We start from the raw sequence: 17442 nt of genomic DNA, 5'->3' as shown, positions 1-17442 counted from the left end.
CATTTCTATGGTGCAATGCTCTACTTCGTCGGATTATTTCGCTATGTAACTCACTGATTATCAGTGCTGATATTTTACAAAACACCTCCACGTAACAAACGTGCAACAAAAATTTCCAAATAAAAAAGAGATAATTGCGTATTTGCAACTATAAAATTACAGCCCAAGCACCATTTCTGCATTTTATGTCTATTTTGAGAGTTTGACAACCAAGTTTCAAAAACAGCGTTTTTTTTGTATTCTTACTATCGTTTCTAAGTTTGATTTTGTCTTCACTTTATTTCATCCAAGTATGATTTAGAGTATGAAACAACTTCATTGTTATAATATAACTTAAGATTTCGTCATTGACCAAGCATTTCTAACAGAATGAGAAATTTCTTACATACCTTTGCATCACTTTCAACTTGCAATCACAAACAATGGTCATGATGAAATAGTCAAATTAAAACATCAACAGATTATGGAATCACGAACCAATCAAAGCGTTACTCCAGATGTTCAAGCACTCATGTTGGAGAACCTAAAACTCGCCAAGCGAGTAGAAGTGCTTGAAAATACCCTGTCAGCAGGTAAGGAAGTGCTGACTTTGGAAGAAGCTGCCCGATTTATGGGAGTGACAAAAAGTTCGCTCTACAAGATGACACATGAGCAGACCATTCCTTATTACAAGCCGAATGGCAAGATGGTGTATTTCGAGAAAGCGGAACTCTTGACATGGATTCGCAGAAATGCGATTGCGTCAAAGGCGCAGGTTTCAGAAGAAGCCAACCGTATCTTGAAAAATTTAAGTGTCAAGTAGCCATGAGGACAACAGAATATGAAGCCAAGAAAGAACAGGCAGTCAAACTGTCTGTCCTCTGGGCTAAGACAGGACTTCGTGAACTATCAATGAGGGATGCTGTCAATGATTACATTGAAGCAACTGGTGCAAACCATGCCATAGACAATGACGAACAAGCCATTTTGTATGGAAGACGTGCCGTTGCATTACGAGTAGGCATAGAGGCAATAAACAGTCTTAACAAAGATGAACTTCAACGCTTGGATAGAAAACTCATGGAGATTGTCAACGAGGACATGCCACGGCAACAGCATGGTCTTCACCGATGATTTGTTGTCCTTTCAGTCATTCACCATTTATAAACCAATCGGACATGGAAAGAAAAGAGATAGACAAAACTCGCCCTGTCACTTACTATTTGTCATTGACGGACGAACAACTGAATTTTCTCAGTAGCAACGAGGGAGGCATCAACAGAATACAATGTTTCCGCAGACTGCTTCACCACACGGCAACTGCCGATACCACCTATACCAAGCGTGGCATATCCAAACCACTAATGCAAGGACAAACTTGTGTATCTGCCCTTGAACTTTCAAAGGAATGGAACTGCAACCGAAAGACAGTTATCCGCTTCTTGAAACAGTTGGAACAGTTGGGTATCGTAACAATAAAAACTGATTGCCTTACCACCATTATGGATATGCGGTGCATAGCAGCGTGGAAGCATGTGGGTGAAACGGTTTATACAGCCAATGCCCTTTATAAGCGAGACAACGGCAAAGCGAAGTCGGAACAGAACCCGAACAAGTCTGTTTCAGATCCGACTTCTTTAACTTTGCCTCCTTCCACTTCAACAGAAATCACTCCTTCGGAAATGGAGCAAATCCATTCCTTGGAAGAAATCCCTGATGATGTGAGAGAGCAGTTGTTGGCGGAAGATATGGAGCAATTCCACGAACAACGTGAAATGTAACTTTCCGTTCATTCTTTTTTAGTTTTGGCATTTGCCTTCATGCTGTCAGTTTGCCAGTAAGAACGCAATGCCAAGACTTCATCAAAACCGTTTTAGAGCAATGATGGTACACAACAGAAGAGGCTTGCCTATATGTACGCATAATGTAGATGGGGAACATAATCCTCGGTATGGTTATCACCAACCGAATTATGCTCCGTCGGGCAAGCCCTCAGGAGGTCACCAGAGCAAGCTCATTTTATAAATTTCATTACCCCATCTAAGAAATAACATTATGCCAGAATACCAAGTGTTTCACCAACAAGCCGTCAAGTCGTTTTCGGCAGGTGAAGACAACGAACATCAGAGGCGTTGGACGGAATCCCAATGGGAAGCCAAAGCCTCCAACAAGAAGTTTAACTACGACAAGAGCCGTGCGCATCTCAACTTTGAGATAGTCAAGGGCAGTAAGATTGTACCTCTCGGCTCTTCTAAGCCCATTTTGGAGCGGTTTCAAGACCGTTTGGAAGCCACTGGTGCGGAAGACCCTAACAAAGGGCTTGAAACGCCCAAATACCGCATTGCCTGCAACATGATATTTTCGGGCGATGCCGACAGAATGCGAGAAATGGCTTTCGGAGACCAGAATGTGGAGCGAGCGAAAGGCGCAGACAACAGTCATGTCAAGCGCAAAGCGGAGATAGAATTGTGGGCAAAGGACATCTACAAGGCTGTTGCCGATGCATGGGGCGAAGACAACATCATTGACTTTTCCGTTCATCTTGACGAGTCTTCACCGCATATCCATTGTCTTGTAACGCCAATTATGTACGATGAGAAGAAACAGAAGATGCGTATCAAATACCGAGATACTTTTGGTGGTGACGCAAACAAACTGGATGCTATCCACGACTACTTGGCAGAGGTCAACAAAAAATGGGGCTTGGTACGTGGCGAATCCGTTTCGGCTACCAATGCCCAGCATGTCCCTCGTGACGAATGGTATAGACAACTCCAAGCCGAAAGCCGTGAGTTGGAAATCGCAAATGGCAAACTGGAACTTGACATTCGCAGAAAGGAGAATGCCGTTAAAGGTCTGAAAACGATGATAGAAAACCTCACTCACCAGAAGTTTGAGGTGGAGAACAAAATCCATGAGGTTGAGAAATTGTTGGAACAACAGAATGGCGAGCATTCCGAATTGTCAAAGGAACTGGAACGGCTCAAAAGTCAGTTGTCCACCTTGGAGTTCAAGCTGACGGACAAACGAGAAAAACTGAGTGCAGCCGATGAAGCACTTGCCGAGTTCAGAGCTATGACAAGGGCGCAGAAGTCTGAGGCTGAAACATTGCGTGTCGTGCAGGAGCAGACATCACGTACTTTGCAGACATACGCCCAAGCCTCTATTCTTGCTGGCAGTTTTCAAGAACTGCTGACGATGAGCAGTAGGATTTGCGCCAATGTACCCGAAGCCAAGAAAATGGCAGAGAACACCATTATTGAAGATATGTGCGATATGCGTTTCAAAGATGTACTTGGCACAGCCGTCAAGATGTTCATTGAGGGCATCAATGGGGCAACAAGCATCACGCAGTCGGGAGGTGGCGGTGGCTCCAATTCGGAATTGCCTTGGAGGGATAAGGACGAGGATATTTTCAGCTTTGCCAGACGCTGCATGAGATTCGCCCACAGCAAACACTATCCCCAAAAGAGTTCGGGCATTAAGCGGTAGTATCAGCGAGTATTCGCTTCCAGACATCAATATCAGGGAAAGGCATGTATATTTCAAAGAAACCATCGAAATATGCCACTGTCTTTCCTTGATTTATTTTCGCCTCTGCATAGGCTCTGCTTTTGTACTTGTCGGCAAGGCGTAACAATTCCTGTTTCTGTTTCTTTTGCTGATTTTCAAAGAAACTTATTGCAAGAACAAGCAACTCCTTTACACCATTTGTAAGTCCTGCCTTGTCATAGATATAAAGCAGACGGTTGTAAGGCTCTGGCTTCCAATAGCCATTGGCAATCAGCTCTTCATAGATATTGGTTGCAGTGATGTAATCCTTACTTTTTTCGGCAACCTTTGCCTTGCGTAGTTCATTCTCTATATGGCTGATTATATATTCTATCTGATGGCACACTGGAGCGTCTTCTGAAAACAGAGCGTCATTTCCACTTGTGTAGAAATCAAATTCGGGCAGTTGAGTAATCAAACTTTTGTATCGGTTTGCCAATGTCTCTTTGGTGGTAATGGTTCTGTTGAGATTGGCCTGTTTGGGTAGTTTGTCTTCTCGTTGCCTTATTACTTCCCTAAATTCGACAACAAGCGCATCTTGGCTGAATTTTGCAGGGACAAGCAACAGAACACGCTTGGCATCGCTCCATTGTTCTTTGCTTATATAATGGCGAAGTAGCCAATTATAGGGTTCAAGGTTCAATGAATATCCTTTTTGAGCCGCACTCTCGTATTGGCATTTAGTCTGTTCTGTGTCATTTGTTTTCAGATATGTCCTTGCCTTTATAACCTCTGTAACACCAGGCATTACCAAAGACTGCTTGGTGGACTGTTGAGGTACATTTATAGAAGAAGGCAAGGAAACGTTCTCTTGCGTGTTTGTCTCCTTGCCTTTGTCGTTGCTGAATATGTCTTTTATCTTCTTGAATAGTCCCATGCGTAATTTCTTTTGAGTGCAAAGGTAATGTAAAATACTGATAATCAATTCTACTTGTTGTAAAAAGCATATACTCGTTTGCATAGTTTAATAGCATGGATAACATATCAAAAGATATAGAATATGCTTCGATTACCAGGTTATCACTTTGTCAACTATCTCTTGTTGCTCAATGCTGCTTCTTCGTAGATAGATACGTGTCGTTTCGATGCTTTCATGTCCCATAAGGTCTGCAAGCAAGGCAATGTCGTTGAACTTCTCCAAGAAATTCTTGGCATAACGATGGCGGAACGAGTGAGGGTAAACTACTTTCTCATTCAAGCCATACTTCACCGCATAGTTCTTCAACTGCTGTGATATGCCTCTTGTCGTGATGCGCTCGCCAAAGCGATTGAGAAAGAGATAGCCACTTGTACGGTTTAGTGTCTGCAACCATTTTTCTGTTTCCGTGCGCAATGTCTTGGGAATATAGATACGCCGTATCTTGCCACCCTTGGTGTAGATGTCGTAATAGCCTACTTGCACGTGCTCAACCTTGATTTGTACAAGTTCGCTCACTCTGGCGCCAGTCGCAGCCAAGAAACGCACCACAAAGTACCACTCCAAGTTATCTTCCTTCTTCAATTTGTTCTTCAAGAATGTGTAGTCGGCATTGCTGATGACATTCTCCAAATAAGAACGTTGCTGCACCTTGACCGACTTCAAGCGGAGCTTAGTTTTGCCTACAAATACAAGATACTTGTTCAACGCCTGAATACGGAGGTTCACCGTCTTTGGTTTGTAAGTCTCGATCAGGTAGGTCTTGTAAACCAACAAGTTTCTCTTGTTCAACTCTTTGTGTCGAGAGCCAAACTCCTTCACGGCATACAGATATGCCGAAATCGTGTTCTTAGCCATATTGCCTTGGCTTAGGAACTCTTCAAATTTGTCTAATTCCATTTCTATTCGTTTATTAGTGAAACATTAAGTTGTCCTAATAAATAGGCATGGATTTGTTCTATGAGTTCCTATTATGAGAAGATGCCTGCCACGGGAGAGGTGAAGTGTATTGATGAGGAGATCCCATTTGAACTGCCGAATGGGTGGGAGTGGACAAGGATTAGAAATGTATCTCAGTCGTATATTGGATTAACATACAGTCCAACAGACGTTTCTTCATGTGGCACAATAGTTCTACGTTCATCTAATATACAAAATGGTAAAATCGTTTTGAATGATGTTGTACGAGTAACTAAGGAGATAAGTGAGAAACTGCAAGTGGAGAAAAATGACATCATCATTTGCGCCAGAAATGGTAGTGCGAAGCTTGTTGGAAAATCTGCAATAGTTAATAGCGTTTCTGAACCAATGACTTTTGGTGCTTTTATGGCTATTTGCAAGACTTCATTATATCAGTATATCTCTATTTTCTTACAGTCAGATTTGTTTTTCTCACAACTAAGAGGAGTTAGTAGCACCACCACGATAAACCAATTAACACAAAATAATTTCAACTCTTTTCTCGTTCCTGTGCCACCCATTAAGGAGCAGGAAAGAATCTTCGAGAAAATGAATGAGGTCATTCCTGTTATAGAAGGTTATGAAGTAAAACAGGAATTGTTGGATAAACTAAACAGGAACCTCAATGAGAGCATAAGAAAATCCGTATTGCAGGAAGCTATCCAAGGCAAACTTGTGCCACAGATTACAGAGGAGGGTACGGCACAAGAACTGCTTGAGCAGATTAAGGCAGAGAAGCAACGACTGGTTAAGGAGGGCAAACTAAAGAAGTCTGCCCTCAACGATAGTGTTATCTTTAAAGGTGGCGATAACAAGTATTGGGAGAAGAACCGTAAGGAAGAAGTTTGCATTGATGACGAGATACCTTTTGAAATTCCCGAAAGTTGGCAATGGACACGTCTGTCAGATTGTGTGGAATTGTTAGGTGGCTTTGCATTTCCCAGTAGTGCTTTAAAGTCTCCGACTGGACGCAGAGTTATTCGCATTTCAGACATTACTCCTTTGGGATTGAAAGAGACTAACATTGTGCGGTACAATGGGAACGACTCTCTGCTTCAATACAAAATACTTCAGCACGATATACTTTTAGCTATGACTGGAGGAACAGTTGGTAAGAGTGTATATTTGCATGATAAACTCAAAGAAGAACTCTTAGCCAACCAGCGTGTAGCTGTTTTGAGATCAGAATATATTTCATCTGCATATTTGGATTTAATCATAAAATCACCTTATATACAGGAAATCATTACGGAACGTAAGAACTCTACTAATGATAATATTTCTATGGTACTGATTTCAGACTTTATCTTACCAATTCCACCGAGTGAAGAGCAGGTTAGAATAGTTAAACGATACTATGAGCTAACAAGTATTATGAGCAGGTAGGCATAGAAACCTGTCAAATAGAGTTAGATATAGACTTTCCTGACAGCTGGTTAATCACTCGATTGTCATCGCTTTGCGCCCTTACTGACGGAGAAAAGCGAGAGGGACAACAACTCTGTTTGGATGCCAAGTTCCTGCGTGGAAAATCATGTGGCGACTACCTTGCAAAAGGAAAGTTTGTAGAAAAGAACGACCACATTATCCTTGTGGACGGTGAAAACTCAGGCGAAGTGTTCACCGTGCCATGTGGTGGCTATATGGGTAGCACATTCAAGCAGTTATGGGTAAGTGATGCCGTGTCGTTAGAGTATGTTCTTCACTTTATCGCGTTCCACAAGGACTTGCTACGGAACTCAAAAAAAGGTGCGGCAATACCGCACCTTAATAAGGAAATATTTTATTCGTTAATTATTGGAGTTCCGCCAGTTGACGAACAAAAACGCATTGTTGAAAAAATAAATTCACTACTCAAAAGGTTGTAGGAACACAACTACGACAAAGAAAATATGGTTTCTATTTTGTCGTTAATTCTTTGGATTTCACCTATCGGTGGTATTGGAATAAGAGCGGCATTTAGTCGCTCTTTTCCAATATTATAGAAAGCCTGTCCCGACTTATTGGTTATAGATTGCATAAACTCAATGGTTGCTGGCGCACTCATTATATATTGCAGATATTTTGCAAACACATTGGATGTCAAGTGGCTGCGAATAATGAACACGAAACCGCCTACAGTTATATTATGTAAGTCCTCGCTCACAAGAGCCATTTTACCGATATTTTCAAGACTGGTTACGGCAGGCGTTACAATATCATTCTTTTTGAGTAATATTGCTTCTTTAACCTTGTCAGTATGCACATACAAATCGTCTGATTTCAGCTGCAATTTGAACGGAGAAATATTGCCACCTCTGAGCACTCGTACTCCGATACCGCTGTTGTTGGCTTCATCTTTCTTGAAAGTTGCACCTGTCATGATTTGACAGATGTCTCTAAGCCTACACCAAGTCCAAGCAGCAGGTAATTCAAACGGAATTTCCGCTGTTATATCAGCTACTTCTGTGTCTATTTTCTCATAATACTTGTTATCGTCACCTTTGAAGATAACGCTATCGTTGAGGGAAGACTTCTTGAGTTTACCATCCTTGACTAGTTTCTGCTTCTCTGTCTTTATCAGTTCAAGCAGTTCAGTTGCAGTGCCTTCCTCGGCTATCTGTGATACAAGTCTGCCTTGTATCGCTTCTTGTAAAATTGATTTCTTTAACTGTAATCTAATTGTGTCGTTCAACTCGTCTAATTTTTGTTGACTTCTATTATAATATGACAGATTTGCACTCAAAGAATTAATTTTATCAACTATCCGTTTTTGTTCTCCCAATGGAGCTATAGGAATAAGCAGGTTTGAAACCTTTTCTGCATTTATATTGCATTGTTGAACACCTATTGTTTTTACGTCCTTACAATATGAGCGAACATAAGGTGAGCCGAAAACGAAATTCAAAAAATCAGAGCAAACTAATATAGGTCGTAGCAGTATAATATACCCAGCAAATATTGCAGGCCTATTTCCTCTAAAGATTCCTGTTTTACCTACAAGCTCTGCACTGTTTGTACGATTAAATAAAAGATCACCGTTTTGCAATTTATATTTTTCATTATCAATTTCATTATTGCTGTAAACCAATTTTGTAAAATCAATTTCTCCATCTTGAATATTTCCCATTCTTAAGACGGGAACTGAGCCTATACCAACAGATTTATTTGAAGTTCCATATTTCGGAGGTAAGATTACAGAAGAAGCCCTGCACCATTCCCACCCTTGTGGCACTTCAAACGGTATCTCCTCATCAATACACTTCACCTCCCCCGTAGCAAGTATCTTCTCATAATAGGAATTGTCCTCACCACGGTAGATAATGGATGCGTTCTTGTCACGCTTGATTTTCTTCTCCTTGATCAAGCGTTCTTTCTCTTGGCGAATCTTATCAAGCAATACGCTTGCCGGTTCGTCATTAGGATCCTGCGGTACAAGTTTTCCCTGTATCGCCCATTGTAATATGCTATTCTTTAATTGTTTTCCGTTCATTGTAATTTTCTATCGTTAGAAATCATTGTCCTTATTCTTCTGCTTCAAGAAGAACTGATAAAGTTTCTTGCCTATTTTATCTTTGGCAAATGTCCGCTCATGCTCAATAGGTATGGTAGATAACCTTATCTTAGCCACGCCTTTTTTCAACAACTCAAATTGTTGTGGACTTATCTTGAATTGAGCTGTAGAACTGATTTCTGTCACTGGAAGGACTATATTGCCAGAGACAATACCTGCCGTTTCAGAGCCGCTACCAATCTGAGAACCATAAAGTTTAATAACTTCACCATCGAATGTTTTCAACAACATGGTTGATTCTTTCAGGAAATTCAGTCTGTCTGACTTTACGGTTGCAATAATGTAATATGTTGTATCTTGCTTTGTAACGCTATATTTCATGTTGCATCCCTCGGCAGCCAAAGGTCGATATGTATATCCAACCGTTTGTGCATTTATATTGATACTGCACATAGTCAGTACAATAGACAAAATGATTTGTATTCCAATATTACTTTTCATAATTATGCTATAAAATCGAAATGTCCTTATTTTATTGTTGTTACTCTGCTTCGTCTAACAACTTGTCAAGTTGCGCTTGCAGTTCTTCACGCTTTGGCAAATAGAGTTGGTAACGAGCCACAAACAATTGATTGGTTATACCCTCCAAGGCATACTCCATCAGAAGTTCGTCTTTTCTTGCTCCCAAAACTATACCAATAGGGGGATTATCGTCAGGTTGACACACTTCTGTTTTGAAATAGTTCAGGTAGAGATTCATCTGCCCAATATCACCATGCTTTATCTCTGCTCGCTTCAAGTCAATCAACACATAGCATTTCAAAATACAATGGTAGAATACCAAATCCACCTTGAACTGTCGGCTTCCTATCTGCATGGAGTATTGTCTGCCCACAAATGCAAAACCACGTCCCATTTCCAAAAGGAACTGCTCCATGTGGTCTTTCAGAGCCTTTTCCAAGTCACTCTCCTTATAGCGTTTCTGTTTGGGAAGCCCTGCAAATTCAAGCACGAAAGGGTCACGGATGATGTCTTGCGGAGTTTGTACTTGATGCCCCTCGTTTGCCAAAGCAAGAACTCCAGCCTTGTCTGTGCTTAGTGCAAGTCGCTGAAACAGACAGCTCTTCATCTGTCTTTTCAGTTCCCTAACTTTCCAACATTCCTTGATGGATTCCTTATAATAGAACTGCATTTCAAGTGCATTATCACACTTCAACAGTTCATAATAATGGCTCCATGTCAATTTGTGGGACAGTGTCCCACATTTTGGGAATGCCAAGTATAACTTACGCATATAGGTAAGGTTTGTTCGGTTAAAACCTTTTCCATTTCTTGCTGTCAAATCCTTTGCAAGGTTTACAAGTAACCTTTTGCCATATTCTGCTCTTTGTTTGCCACCCTGTTCAAATTCAACAATATACTTTCCTGTTTGCCAGTTGGCATCAAGCAATTCCGTATTGACCGCAGCAATGGCTTTTGACTTCGCCTCACCCCATAGCGTGGCTATGTTGTCTATCAACTTCTGATAGGCAGCATCATTTATGTTTGTCAAATCTTTATTCTCCATGCCAATCTTTTAGATTTGTGGAACACCGTTCCACATTTTACAATTCGTCCACATTCACATTTATTCCCAAGATACGCTGTATCTCTGCCAATGTCTTATCAATTTCATGATCAAGAGCCTTGCGTTTCTTGAAATAGTCGGCAAGCAGTTCGGCAGGAGGCAGGATTTCTTCATCCTCTTTCGGGAACTTGCACAAGTCGAAGTTGCAATCGGTGGCGATAAGGTCTTCAACCGAATAGCAACGAGATTTCTCGTCACCATCAGCAATAATAATCTCCTTACGGTCGTTCCACCACTCACGGATTGGGTCGCAATGTTCTGACTTCATGGATTTTGTCTTGGAGAAATGCTTGTAACCCTCTGGCATATCCAAACGATAGAACCACGTTTCCTTTGTAGAATAGCCCTCTGGAGCACCCTCCGCACAGGTGTTGTCGAAGAACAAAATGTTCGTGGCAATCGAAGTGTAAGGTGCAAAGATACTGCCTGGCAAACGGATAATGGTATGCAAGTTGAAATCTCTGAGCAGCTTGGTCTTGATGGCTATCTTTGTGTTGTCCGCTCCAAACAGGAAACCGTCTGGAACAATGACCGCTGCACGACCATTCCTCTTCAGTCGGTACATGATGAGAACCATGAACAAGTCAGCAGTCTCGCTACTGCGCATATCAGAAGGGAAATGTGACTTGACATCCAACTTCTCGTTTCCACCGTATGGTGGGTTCATCAACACAACATCAAACTTATCTTCGTCTGTGTAGTTGAGAACATCCTTTGTAAGCGAGTTGTCGTGATATACCAATGGCGTGTCAATACCATGCAGCAACAGGTTTGTCACACATAGCATATACGGGAATTGTTTCTTTTCTATGCCAAATACAGACTGATTGTACTCTTTGCGGTCTTCAGCAGTCTTTACCTTCTTGTCCAATTCACCCAACCAACTTGTGATGAAACCTCCTGTACCACAAGCGAAGTCTGCCATTTTCTCACCAATCTGCGGATTGACTATCTCTGCCATAAATTCGGTCAAGGCTCTTGGGGTATAGAACTCACCAGAGGAACCTGCCGACTGCATTTCTTTGAGAATAGTCTCGTATATCTCACCGAAAGCATGACTCTCTTCATAGTCACCAAGGTTCAGTCCGTCAATCACATTCAGCACCTGGCGGAGCTGAACACCATCCTTCATATATTGGTTGGCATCCTCAAAAGTTGTCTTTACTATTGCCTGACGAATTGGGGTGGTTGGTGTAACCTCAATGTTTTTGAGTTCAACAAACAAGGTGTTGTTGACAAACGAAAGCAGCTCATCACCAGTCAAGGCATTACCACTTCCATCGTCATGCGCCCAGTTGCGCCAACGGCATTCTTCTGGAATAATAGACTTGTAATCATCATCGTCCAACTCCCAATCATTCTCTTTCTCGTCATAGACTTTCAAGAACAGCATCCACGCCATTTGTTCTATGCGTTGCGCATCACCGTTGATACCGGCATCATTGCGCATTATATTGCGTACTCGTTTTACGAAATTTGATAAACTCATATTTTGTTTCTATTTTATGCTATATTATATATGTATTGTTCCAGTTCCTTTACGGCATCAAGATAGCCTTGCTTGCCACCAAAGAACTTCACGATGTTTGCCTTTGAACCCAATTTGCGGAATGGGTCATTTTCAAGTACTGTCAGGCTTTCCAATTCTGACACACCTTCCTTGGTGTACTTATCCAACAAGGCTTCAAGCACAAGTCGTGCCTGTTCACCATACTTGCTGAATATGTCTCGTTTCTTCACTTGTTCGGCACGTTCATGTCGTGTAAGCGTTTTCTTGCCGTAGGCTATATGGCAGATGAAATCGAAATCATCAACATCGTCCATGTCTTGGTCGTGCTTCAATGCTGCAAGATCAATACCACTGTCTTTAAGCATTTCAGCAATATCTGACTTTTTCTTGGTTTCTTGCCACTTGGAAGTGAACGTATCTATCGTAGCGTATGTATCTATGATACTTTTCTTTGTATAGTCGGTAATGCTTTCCGTGCGAAGTAACTTACCGTTTGTGTCATAGACAGAAACGACTTTGTTAATGACCATAACTTGACAACCATCCTTGGCAACAATCGGCTTCGGTCGTGGTTCAGGATCTGGTTCTTTCACGCCTTTAGGCTCGTCGTTTTCAGGAAGTACATACGGCTTAGGCTCTTTCTGCTTGGGCGGATAGTTCGGGTCTATTTCAATCGGTCCGTCCCAATCTGGGTCTGCAAACAATCGTGTCACGTTGCGGAAGTCCATTACAGTGAAGTATGTCTTTCCTTCTTTCTCACGAAGACGAGTGCCACGACCAATTATCTGTTTGAACTCTGTCATAGAGCCGATTTGTTGGTCAAGAACAATCAGTTTTGTCATTTTGCAATCAACACCAGTTGAAAGCAACTTACTTGTTGTCGCTATGACAGGGTATTTCTCTGCAACAGAAATGAAATAATCCAACTTGCCTTTTCCGTATTCGTCACTACCAGTTATACGAACCACATAGTCGGGATTTTTCTTGCACATGTCAGCATTGGCATTAGCCAAAGCCATACGCATACGTTCCGCATGAGTTTCATCAGCACAGAACACTATGGTCTTAGCCATGCGATCTGTACTTTTCAGATAGTTGGTTATCTCTTGCGCAACTTCCCTTATGCGGTCTTCTATGACAATGTTATAGTCATAGTCGCTGTTGTTATAAATGCGGTCTTCTATCTCATTGCCGTAAATATCCTTTTGTCCCTTTGTCGGTCTCCACTCATCGCCAATGTTGGTTGTGATGTTGATTACTTTGAAAGGAGCAAGGAAACCGTCCTCAATTCCGTTTTTAAGACTGTATGTATATATAGGCTCACCAAAGTAGCCAATACTTGACTGGTACTTTGTTTCTTTAGGTGTGGCAGTCATACCTATATGAGTAGCCGAAGAAAAGTATTCCAAAATGTTTCGCCAGTTGCTATCATCCTTTGCGCTACCTCTATGACACTCATCAACGATAACAAGGTCAAAATAGTCTGGATTAGGAAACAACTCCTTATAGTTTTTGGCATCATTCTGTCCAATCAGCTGTTGATAGAGTGCAAAGAACACTTGATAAGAACCCAATTCTTCCAAGTGTTTTTTGTCTTTTGAGTAGTCTATCTTGTGCGTTACCTTATCTAATGGTTTGAAGTCCTGCTGTATGGATTGGTCAACCAATATGTTTCTGTCTGCAAGATACAACACTTTCTTCTTCAAACCACTTTTAAGTAAACGCCATACAATCTGAAATGCAGTATATGTCTTGCCTGTGCCAGTTGCCATGACAAGGAGCACACGGTTTTGTCCTTTGGCAATGGCATTGACTGTACGGTTTACTGCATTGCGCTGATAATATCGTGGCGGAAATATATTTTGACCAGTGCAAAAAGGCTGCTCTATGATAGCCAGCTCTTGTTCGTTAAGTCCATTTCCATCGTTAGCCTCATTTTTATATTTTTCGATAAGTTCTTCTTTTGTTGGAAATTCGTCCATAGCAAAAGTGCGTTCCTTGCCTGTCAAGAAGTCATGTTCGGCAAAACCCTCACCATTTGAACTGTATGCAAACTTCACATCAAGCATTTGAGCATAGGTCATGGCTTGTTGCAATCCATGAGAAACAGAATGATTGGCATCCTTTGCTTCTACAATAGCAATGGGTGTTGCCTTATTTGCATAAAGTACATAGTCGGCAAACTTCGGTTTCTCTCTATGCACAAGATTACCATGAAGGCTAATTTTACCGTCAGTAAATTTAACCTTCTGTTCCATGAATATACTATCCTTTGACCATCCCTTGCTTATGATGGCTTCGTTGATATAGCGGAACTTGATGTCCTCTTCTGTAAGTTCTTTGCTTATGCCCATGTTCAAATAACGTTTTATTATCGGAAGTTATTTTGTCCAGTTCTAAAAATCCAGTATTTGGCGTTTTTATTCTCGCTCGCCCTCGTCTGTTATCAAGTCCTTCAAATCGACTTGTAGAATTTTTGATATTGCAAGCAATGTTTCCAAATCTGGCTGGTATTTATTTCTGGCGTAGCAGTTTACTGTACTAAAGCTCTTCCCAAGCTGTTTTGCAAGCCATGTCTGAGAGATGCCTTTTTCTTCCAACGTGTCTTTTATTCTGTTCAGTTTCATATTTTCACCGAATTTTACTGCAAATATACATTAAATTTTGCGATAATAATTCGTTATGTGGCTCTAATAGGTAAAAATATAACGATATTTCACACTTTCACATCCATTTGATACGAAATAAGGGAATAAAGAGATTTTATCCTCCTTACTCCCTTTCTTTTCTTCCCTAATTTCCAAATACTTTTTCCACTCGCTTGACGGCATTCGCTCTCATCTGCATGGCTACGGAAGCATAAATCTGTGTTGTCTTAACACTTTTATGACCCAATAGTTTGCTCACAGTCAAGATGTCACATCCTGCGAGGATAGCCAATGTTCCAAAAGTGTGCCGACTTGTGTGAAATCCGAGAACCTTTGTAATGCCAGCTCGTTTTGCCATGTGCTTCAAGGCTCTGTCACAGTTGCAGATTTGCGGTGTGTTGAACACAAGGCTATCTTCACTTTTATCTTGCTTGTCGGGCAACCATTCCAATGCCTTTTTGCCTAATGGTATCAGAATGGGGTGCTTGGTTTTCTGCATACGAGGCAGATAGATTGCCAATCCCGCATCAGTTTGGCGAATATCCTTCCATTTTAAGTTGGATATGTCGCTATGTCTTAAACCTGTAAAACAACAGAACATATAACATTGTTTGGTTGCAGGACTGCCTGTTTCAACGGAAGCCAATGACATGACCTCTTCTTTTGTCAATGCAACAATATTACTCTCTGCCTTGCTGACCCTTTCCCTTATATCCAATGAAGCAAAAGGATTTGCACTTATCAGACCGTTTCTGACCGCCTTGTTCAATATGGTGTTGAGTGTGGTCTGCATTTGGTGCATGGTGGACTGTGCCAGCTTCTGAGGGTTGCTTGGAGACTTTGGCGAAACATAGATGTCCCTCATATAGTTCAAGAAGCCCATATATACGTTTTTATTGAAGTCTATCAATCGTATGCCACCTTTATGGCTGTATTTCATATATTGGTGCATGATGGCTATCAGCTTCCATACATTCTTGATGTAGTTCTGAGAATACGCTTGGCTGTCAATCAATCCCTTGTGATAATCAAGCAGCCATTCATAGAAAACAGGCGATGCCTTTCTTAATGCCGTTTCATCTGGAACATTTGCCTCCTTACGAATACCAAGGAGTCTTTCAGCCTTGATTGCGACCGCCTTTTTCATGGCGTTCTTGTTCTCTCGCTTTGCGTCTTCGTTTACCTCTGGAACAAGGTACAAATGCAGTGCCTCATATTCCCTTTTACCATTCTCATAGCAGTCAAGGTATAGTGACTGACTGCCATTTTTTAACACTCTTGTTCTTATCTCTACACTCATTTTCAGTTACCTTTTTTATTAGTGCTAATCAAATAGATTATCAACCTTGTTGACCGCCTCCACTTTTTTCTCGTCCACTATCTTGCTGTATATCTGTGTTGTAGAGACATTGCTATGCCCCAATAATTTGCTTGTTGTATAGATGTCAACTCCAAGTGTCAGCATCATCGTGGCGAAGGTGTGGCGTGAGCAGTGAAACGAGATATGCTTTTTAATATCAGCATTTTGCATCCATTTACGAATGTCGTGACATACCGTTGGAGTACCTGGCAAAGTGAATATCGGCTCGTTCGGGTCTTCCCTTTCATTAAGGCAGTTCAGAGCCTCTTTTGATAATGGAACATTGACGAGTTTGTTTGTCTTCTCCATGATCGTGCGGACAAACTTTGTCTTTCCGTCAGATGCGAGAAACACCTTGTTCCATGTGAGCGCACGTACATCACCCAAGCGCAATCCTGCAAAGCAAGAGAAGATAAATGCCTTTTTTACTTCCGTGTTGGCGCAGTCCGCTTTCATAATGGCTTTCAACTCGTCAATGGTCAGATATTCTCTTACGCTTTCGGCTGGCTGATGCTTCTCCTTAGCATCCAACAGTTTCATTGGATTGCTTGCTATGATACTCTCACGCACTGCCTTATTCAACGCTCCATTGAATACCGCTTGATGATGATGTGCGCAACCTTGACTGATAACAGCTGTAGCGTCTTTCTTCACTCCGTGATGTGCCGTTTTCAAAAACTTCACGAAGCCACGGCAGAAATCAACATCTATTTCTGACAAACAGATATTGATGTCGCCAGTCGTGGCAAGGTACTGTTCTATCTTGTGGCGCATCTCCTTTCTGCCTTTCAATGTGGATTTGGCAAAGTTGCCGTCTGACTGCTCATATTTGCAGAGCCAAGTCAGCAGTGGCATATTCTCCTGCTTGATTTTCTCCCATTGTTTGATGCCACGGTTCTGCAACCCCAATATTCTTTCTGACTTCACCTTGTTTGCCACTTGCATAGCGTGTCTGTTCTGGTCTTTTGAAATCGGGTCTTTCTCTGGAACGAGGTAGAGCGACAGCGACTCGTATTTTCTGACACCATCTGAATAAATGTCGAGATAGAGGCTGATATTTCCATTCTTCAACTTGCGCTGACGAATGCGAACAGGCTCTTTCGGTTTTGATACTTTCTTTTGTCTTCCCATGCTGTTATATGCTTTTATTTGTTTCTATTTTATGCCCACATTCGGGCTTCTCTGAGGTCAAAGTTATAAAGATTATTTTGTTTCGCGTAACAAACGTGCAACAAAAATGCACCAAAAATAGATTTTTAACAGTCAAGAAAATAAAAGAAATCAAATCAAAGAAGTATCTGTGTATCAATGATATAACGTGTATTTTCTTTGATTTGCTACGACTTTGTTTTACGCCATAAAATCCTCTACTTCGTCGGCTTCTATGTGCTACTGTT

Annotated in this window: 16 protein-coding genes; 6 read left to right on the top strand and 10 right to left on the bottom strand. The window is 41.4% G+C overall.

Features of this window, described 5'->3' with window-relative positions:
- The first annotated feature begins 463 nt into the window (after positions 1-463).
- The 4 genes from HMPREF0673_RS00080 to mobV all read left to right on the top strand — a co-directional run bounded on the left by HMPREF0673_RS00080 (position 464) and on the right by mobV (position 3471).
- Entirely contained in the window at positions 464-802 is a 339-nt protein-coding gene (locus tag HMPREF0673_RS00080; protein ID WP_005679991.1) for a helix-turn-helix domain-containing protein, read from the top strand.
- A gap of 2 nt (positions 803-804) precedes the next feature.
- A complete protein-coding gene (locus tag HMPREF0673_RS00075; protein WP_007896612.1) occupies positions 805-1113 on the top strand; it encodes a hypothetical protein in 309 nt (102 codons plus the stop codon).
- Positions 1114-1157: 44 nt separating this feature from the next.
- The gene (locus HMPREF0673_RS00070; RefSeq protein ID WP_007896611.1) at positions 1158-1760 is read left to right on the top strand and encodes a helix-turn-helix domain-containing protein; all 603 of its coding nucleotides are present in this window, start codon (positions 1158-1160) and stop codon (positions 1758-1760) included.
- A 274-nt stretch (positions 1761-2034) separates the two neighbouring features.
- Positions 2035-3471: a MobV family relaxase gene (mobV, locus tag HMPREF0673_RS00065; protein WP_007896599.1), complete on the top strand. Its 1437-nt coding sequence runs from the start codon at positions 2035-2037 to the stop codon at positions 3469-3471.
- Here the strand turns inward: mobV and HMPREF0673_RS00060 are convergent.
- Entirely contained in the window at positions 3461-4408 is a 948-nt protein-coding gene (locus HMPREF0673_RS00060) for a hypothetical protein (RefSeq protein ID WP_245544206.1), read from the bottom strand. The genes mobV and HMPREF0673_RS00060 overlap by 11 nt on opposite strands.
- A gap of 132 nt (positions 4409-4540) precedes the next feature.
- A complete protein-coding gene (locus HMPREF0673_RS00055; RefSeq protein WP_007896597.1) occupies positions 4541-5347 on the bottom strand; it encodes a tyrosine-type recombinase/integrase in 807 nt (268 codons plus the stop codon).
- 60 nt (positions 5348-5407) lie between these two features.
- Here HMPREF0673_RS00055 and HMPREF0673_RS00050 point away from each other — a divergent pair, with 60 nt between their 5' ends.
- Both HMPREF0673_RS00050 and HMPREF0673_RS00045 read left to right on the top strand, forming a co-directional pair.
- Positions 5408-6793 (top strand): restriction endonuclease subunit S, encoded by a 1386-nt coding sequence (locus HMPREF0673_RS00050; RefSeq protein ID WP_007896596.1) that lies wholly within the window; start codon positions 5408-5410, stop codon positions 6791-6793.
- A 119-nt stretch (positions 6794-6912) separates the two neighbouring features.
- Positions 6913-7275 (top strand): restriction endonuclease subunit S, encoded by a 363-nt coding sequence (locus HMPREF0673_RS00045; RefSeq protein ID WP_245544205.1) that lies wholly within the window; start codon positions 6913-6915, stop codon positions 7273-7275.
- 8 nt (positions 7276-7283) lie between these two features.
- Here the strand turns inward: HMPREF0673_RS00045 and HMPREF0673_RS00040 are convergent, their stop codons facing one another.
- The 8 genes from HMPREF0673_RS00040 to HMPREF0673_RS00005 form a co-directional block, all read right to left on the bottom strand.
- A complete protein-coding gene (locus tag HMPREF0673_RS00040; RefSeq protein ID WP_007896592.1) occupies positions 7284-8879 on the bottom strand; it encodes a restriction endonuclease subunit S in 1596 nt (531 codons plus the stop codon).
- 15 nt (positions 8880-8894) lie between these two features.
- Positions 8895-9401 carry a hypothetical protein gene (locus HMPREF0673_RS00035; protein WP_007896589.1) on the bottom strand — a complete coding sequence of 169 codons (507 nt, stop codon included), beginning with the start codon at positions 9399-9401 and terminating at the stop codon, positions 8895-8897.
- Between the two features lie 40 nt (positions 9402-9441).
- Positions 9442-10467 carry a PDDEXK nuclease domain-containing protein gene (locus HMPREF0673_RS00030; RefSeq protein ID WP_007896587.1) on the bottom strand — a complete coding sequence of 342 codons (1026 nt, stop codon included), beginning with the start codon at positions 10465-10467 and terminating at the stop codon, positions 9442-9444.
- 37 nt (positions 10468-10504) lie between these two features.
- Positions 10505-12016, bottom strand: a complete 1512-nt coding sequence (locus HMPREF0673_RS00025; protein ID WP_040596098.1) for a class I SAM-dependent DNA methyltransferase — start codon at positions 12014-12016, stop codon at positions 10505-10507.
- A gap of 14 nt (positions 12017-12030) precedes the next feature.
- Entirely contained in the window at positions 12031-14391 is a 2361-nt protein-coding gene (gene hsdR / locus HMPREF0673_RS00020; protein ID WP_007896584.1) for an EcoAI/FtnUII family type I restriction enzme subunit R, read from the bottom strand.
- A gap of 66 nt (positions 14392-14457) precedes the next feature.
- A complete protein-coding gene (locus tag HMPREF0673_RS00015; protein WP_007896581.1) occupies positions 14458-14664 on the bottom strand; it encodes a helix-turn-helix transcriptional regulator in 207 nt (68 codons plus the stop codon).
- A gap of 166 nt (positions 14665-14830) precedes the next feature.
- On the bottom strand, positions 14831-15985 hold the full coding sequence (locus HMPREF0673_RS00010; RefSeq protein WP_007896579.1) for a site-specific integrase: 1155 nt from the start codon (positions 15983-15985) through the stop codon (positions 14831-14833).
- A 24-nt stretch (positions 15986-16009) separates the two neighbouring features.
- Positions 16010-17176 carry a site-specific integrase gene (locus HMPREF0673_RS00005; protein WP_007896569.1) on the bottom strand — a complete coding sequence of 389 codons (1167 nt, stop codon included), beginning with the start codon at positions 17174-17176 and terminating at the stop codon, positions 16010-16012.
- Between the last annotated feature and the right edge of the window lie 266 nt (positions 17177-17442).

Source organism: Leyella stercorea DSM 18206, from assembly GCF_000235885.1.
In the GTDB taxonomy this organism is placed as follows: Bacteria; Bacteroidota; Bacteroidia; order Bacteroidales; family Bacteroidaceae; genus Prevotella; species Prevotella stercorea.
This window is presented reverse-complemented; position numbering and strand designations above follow the sequence as displayed.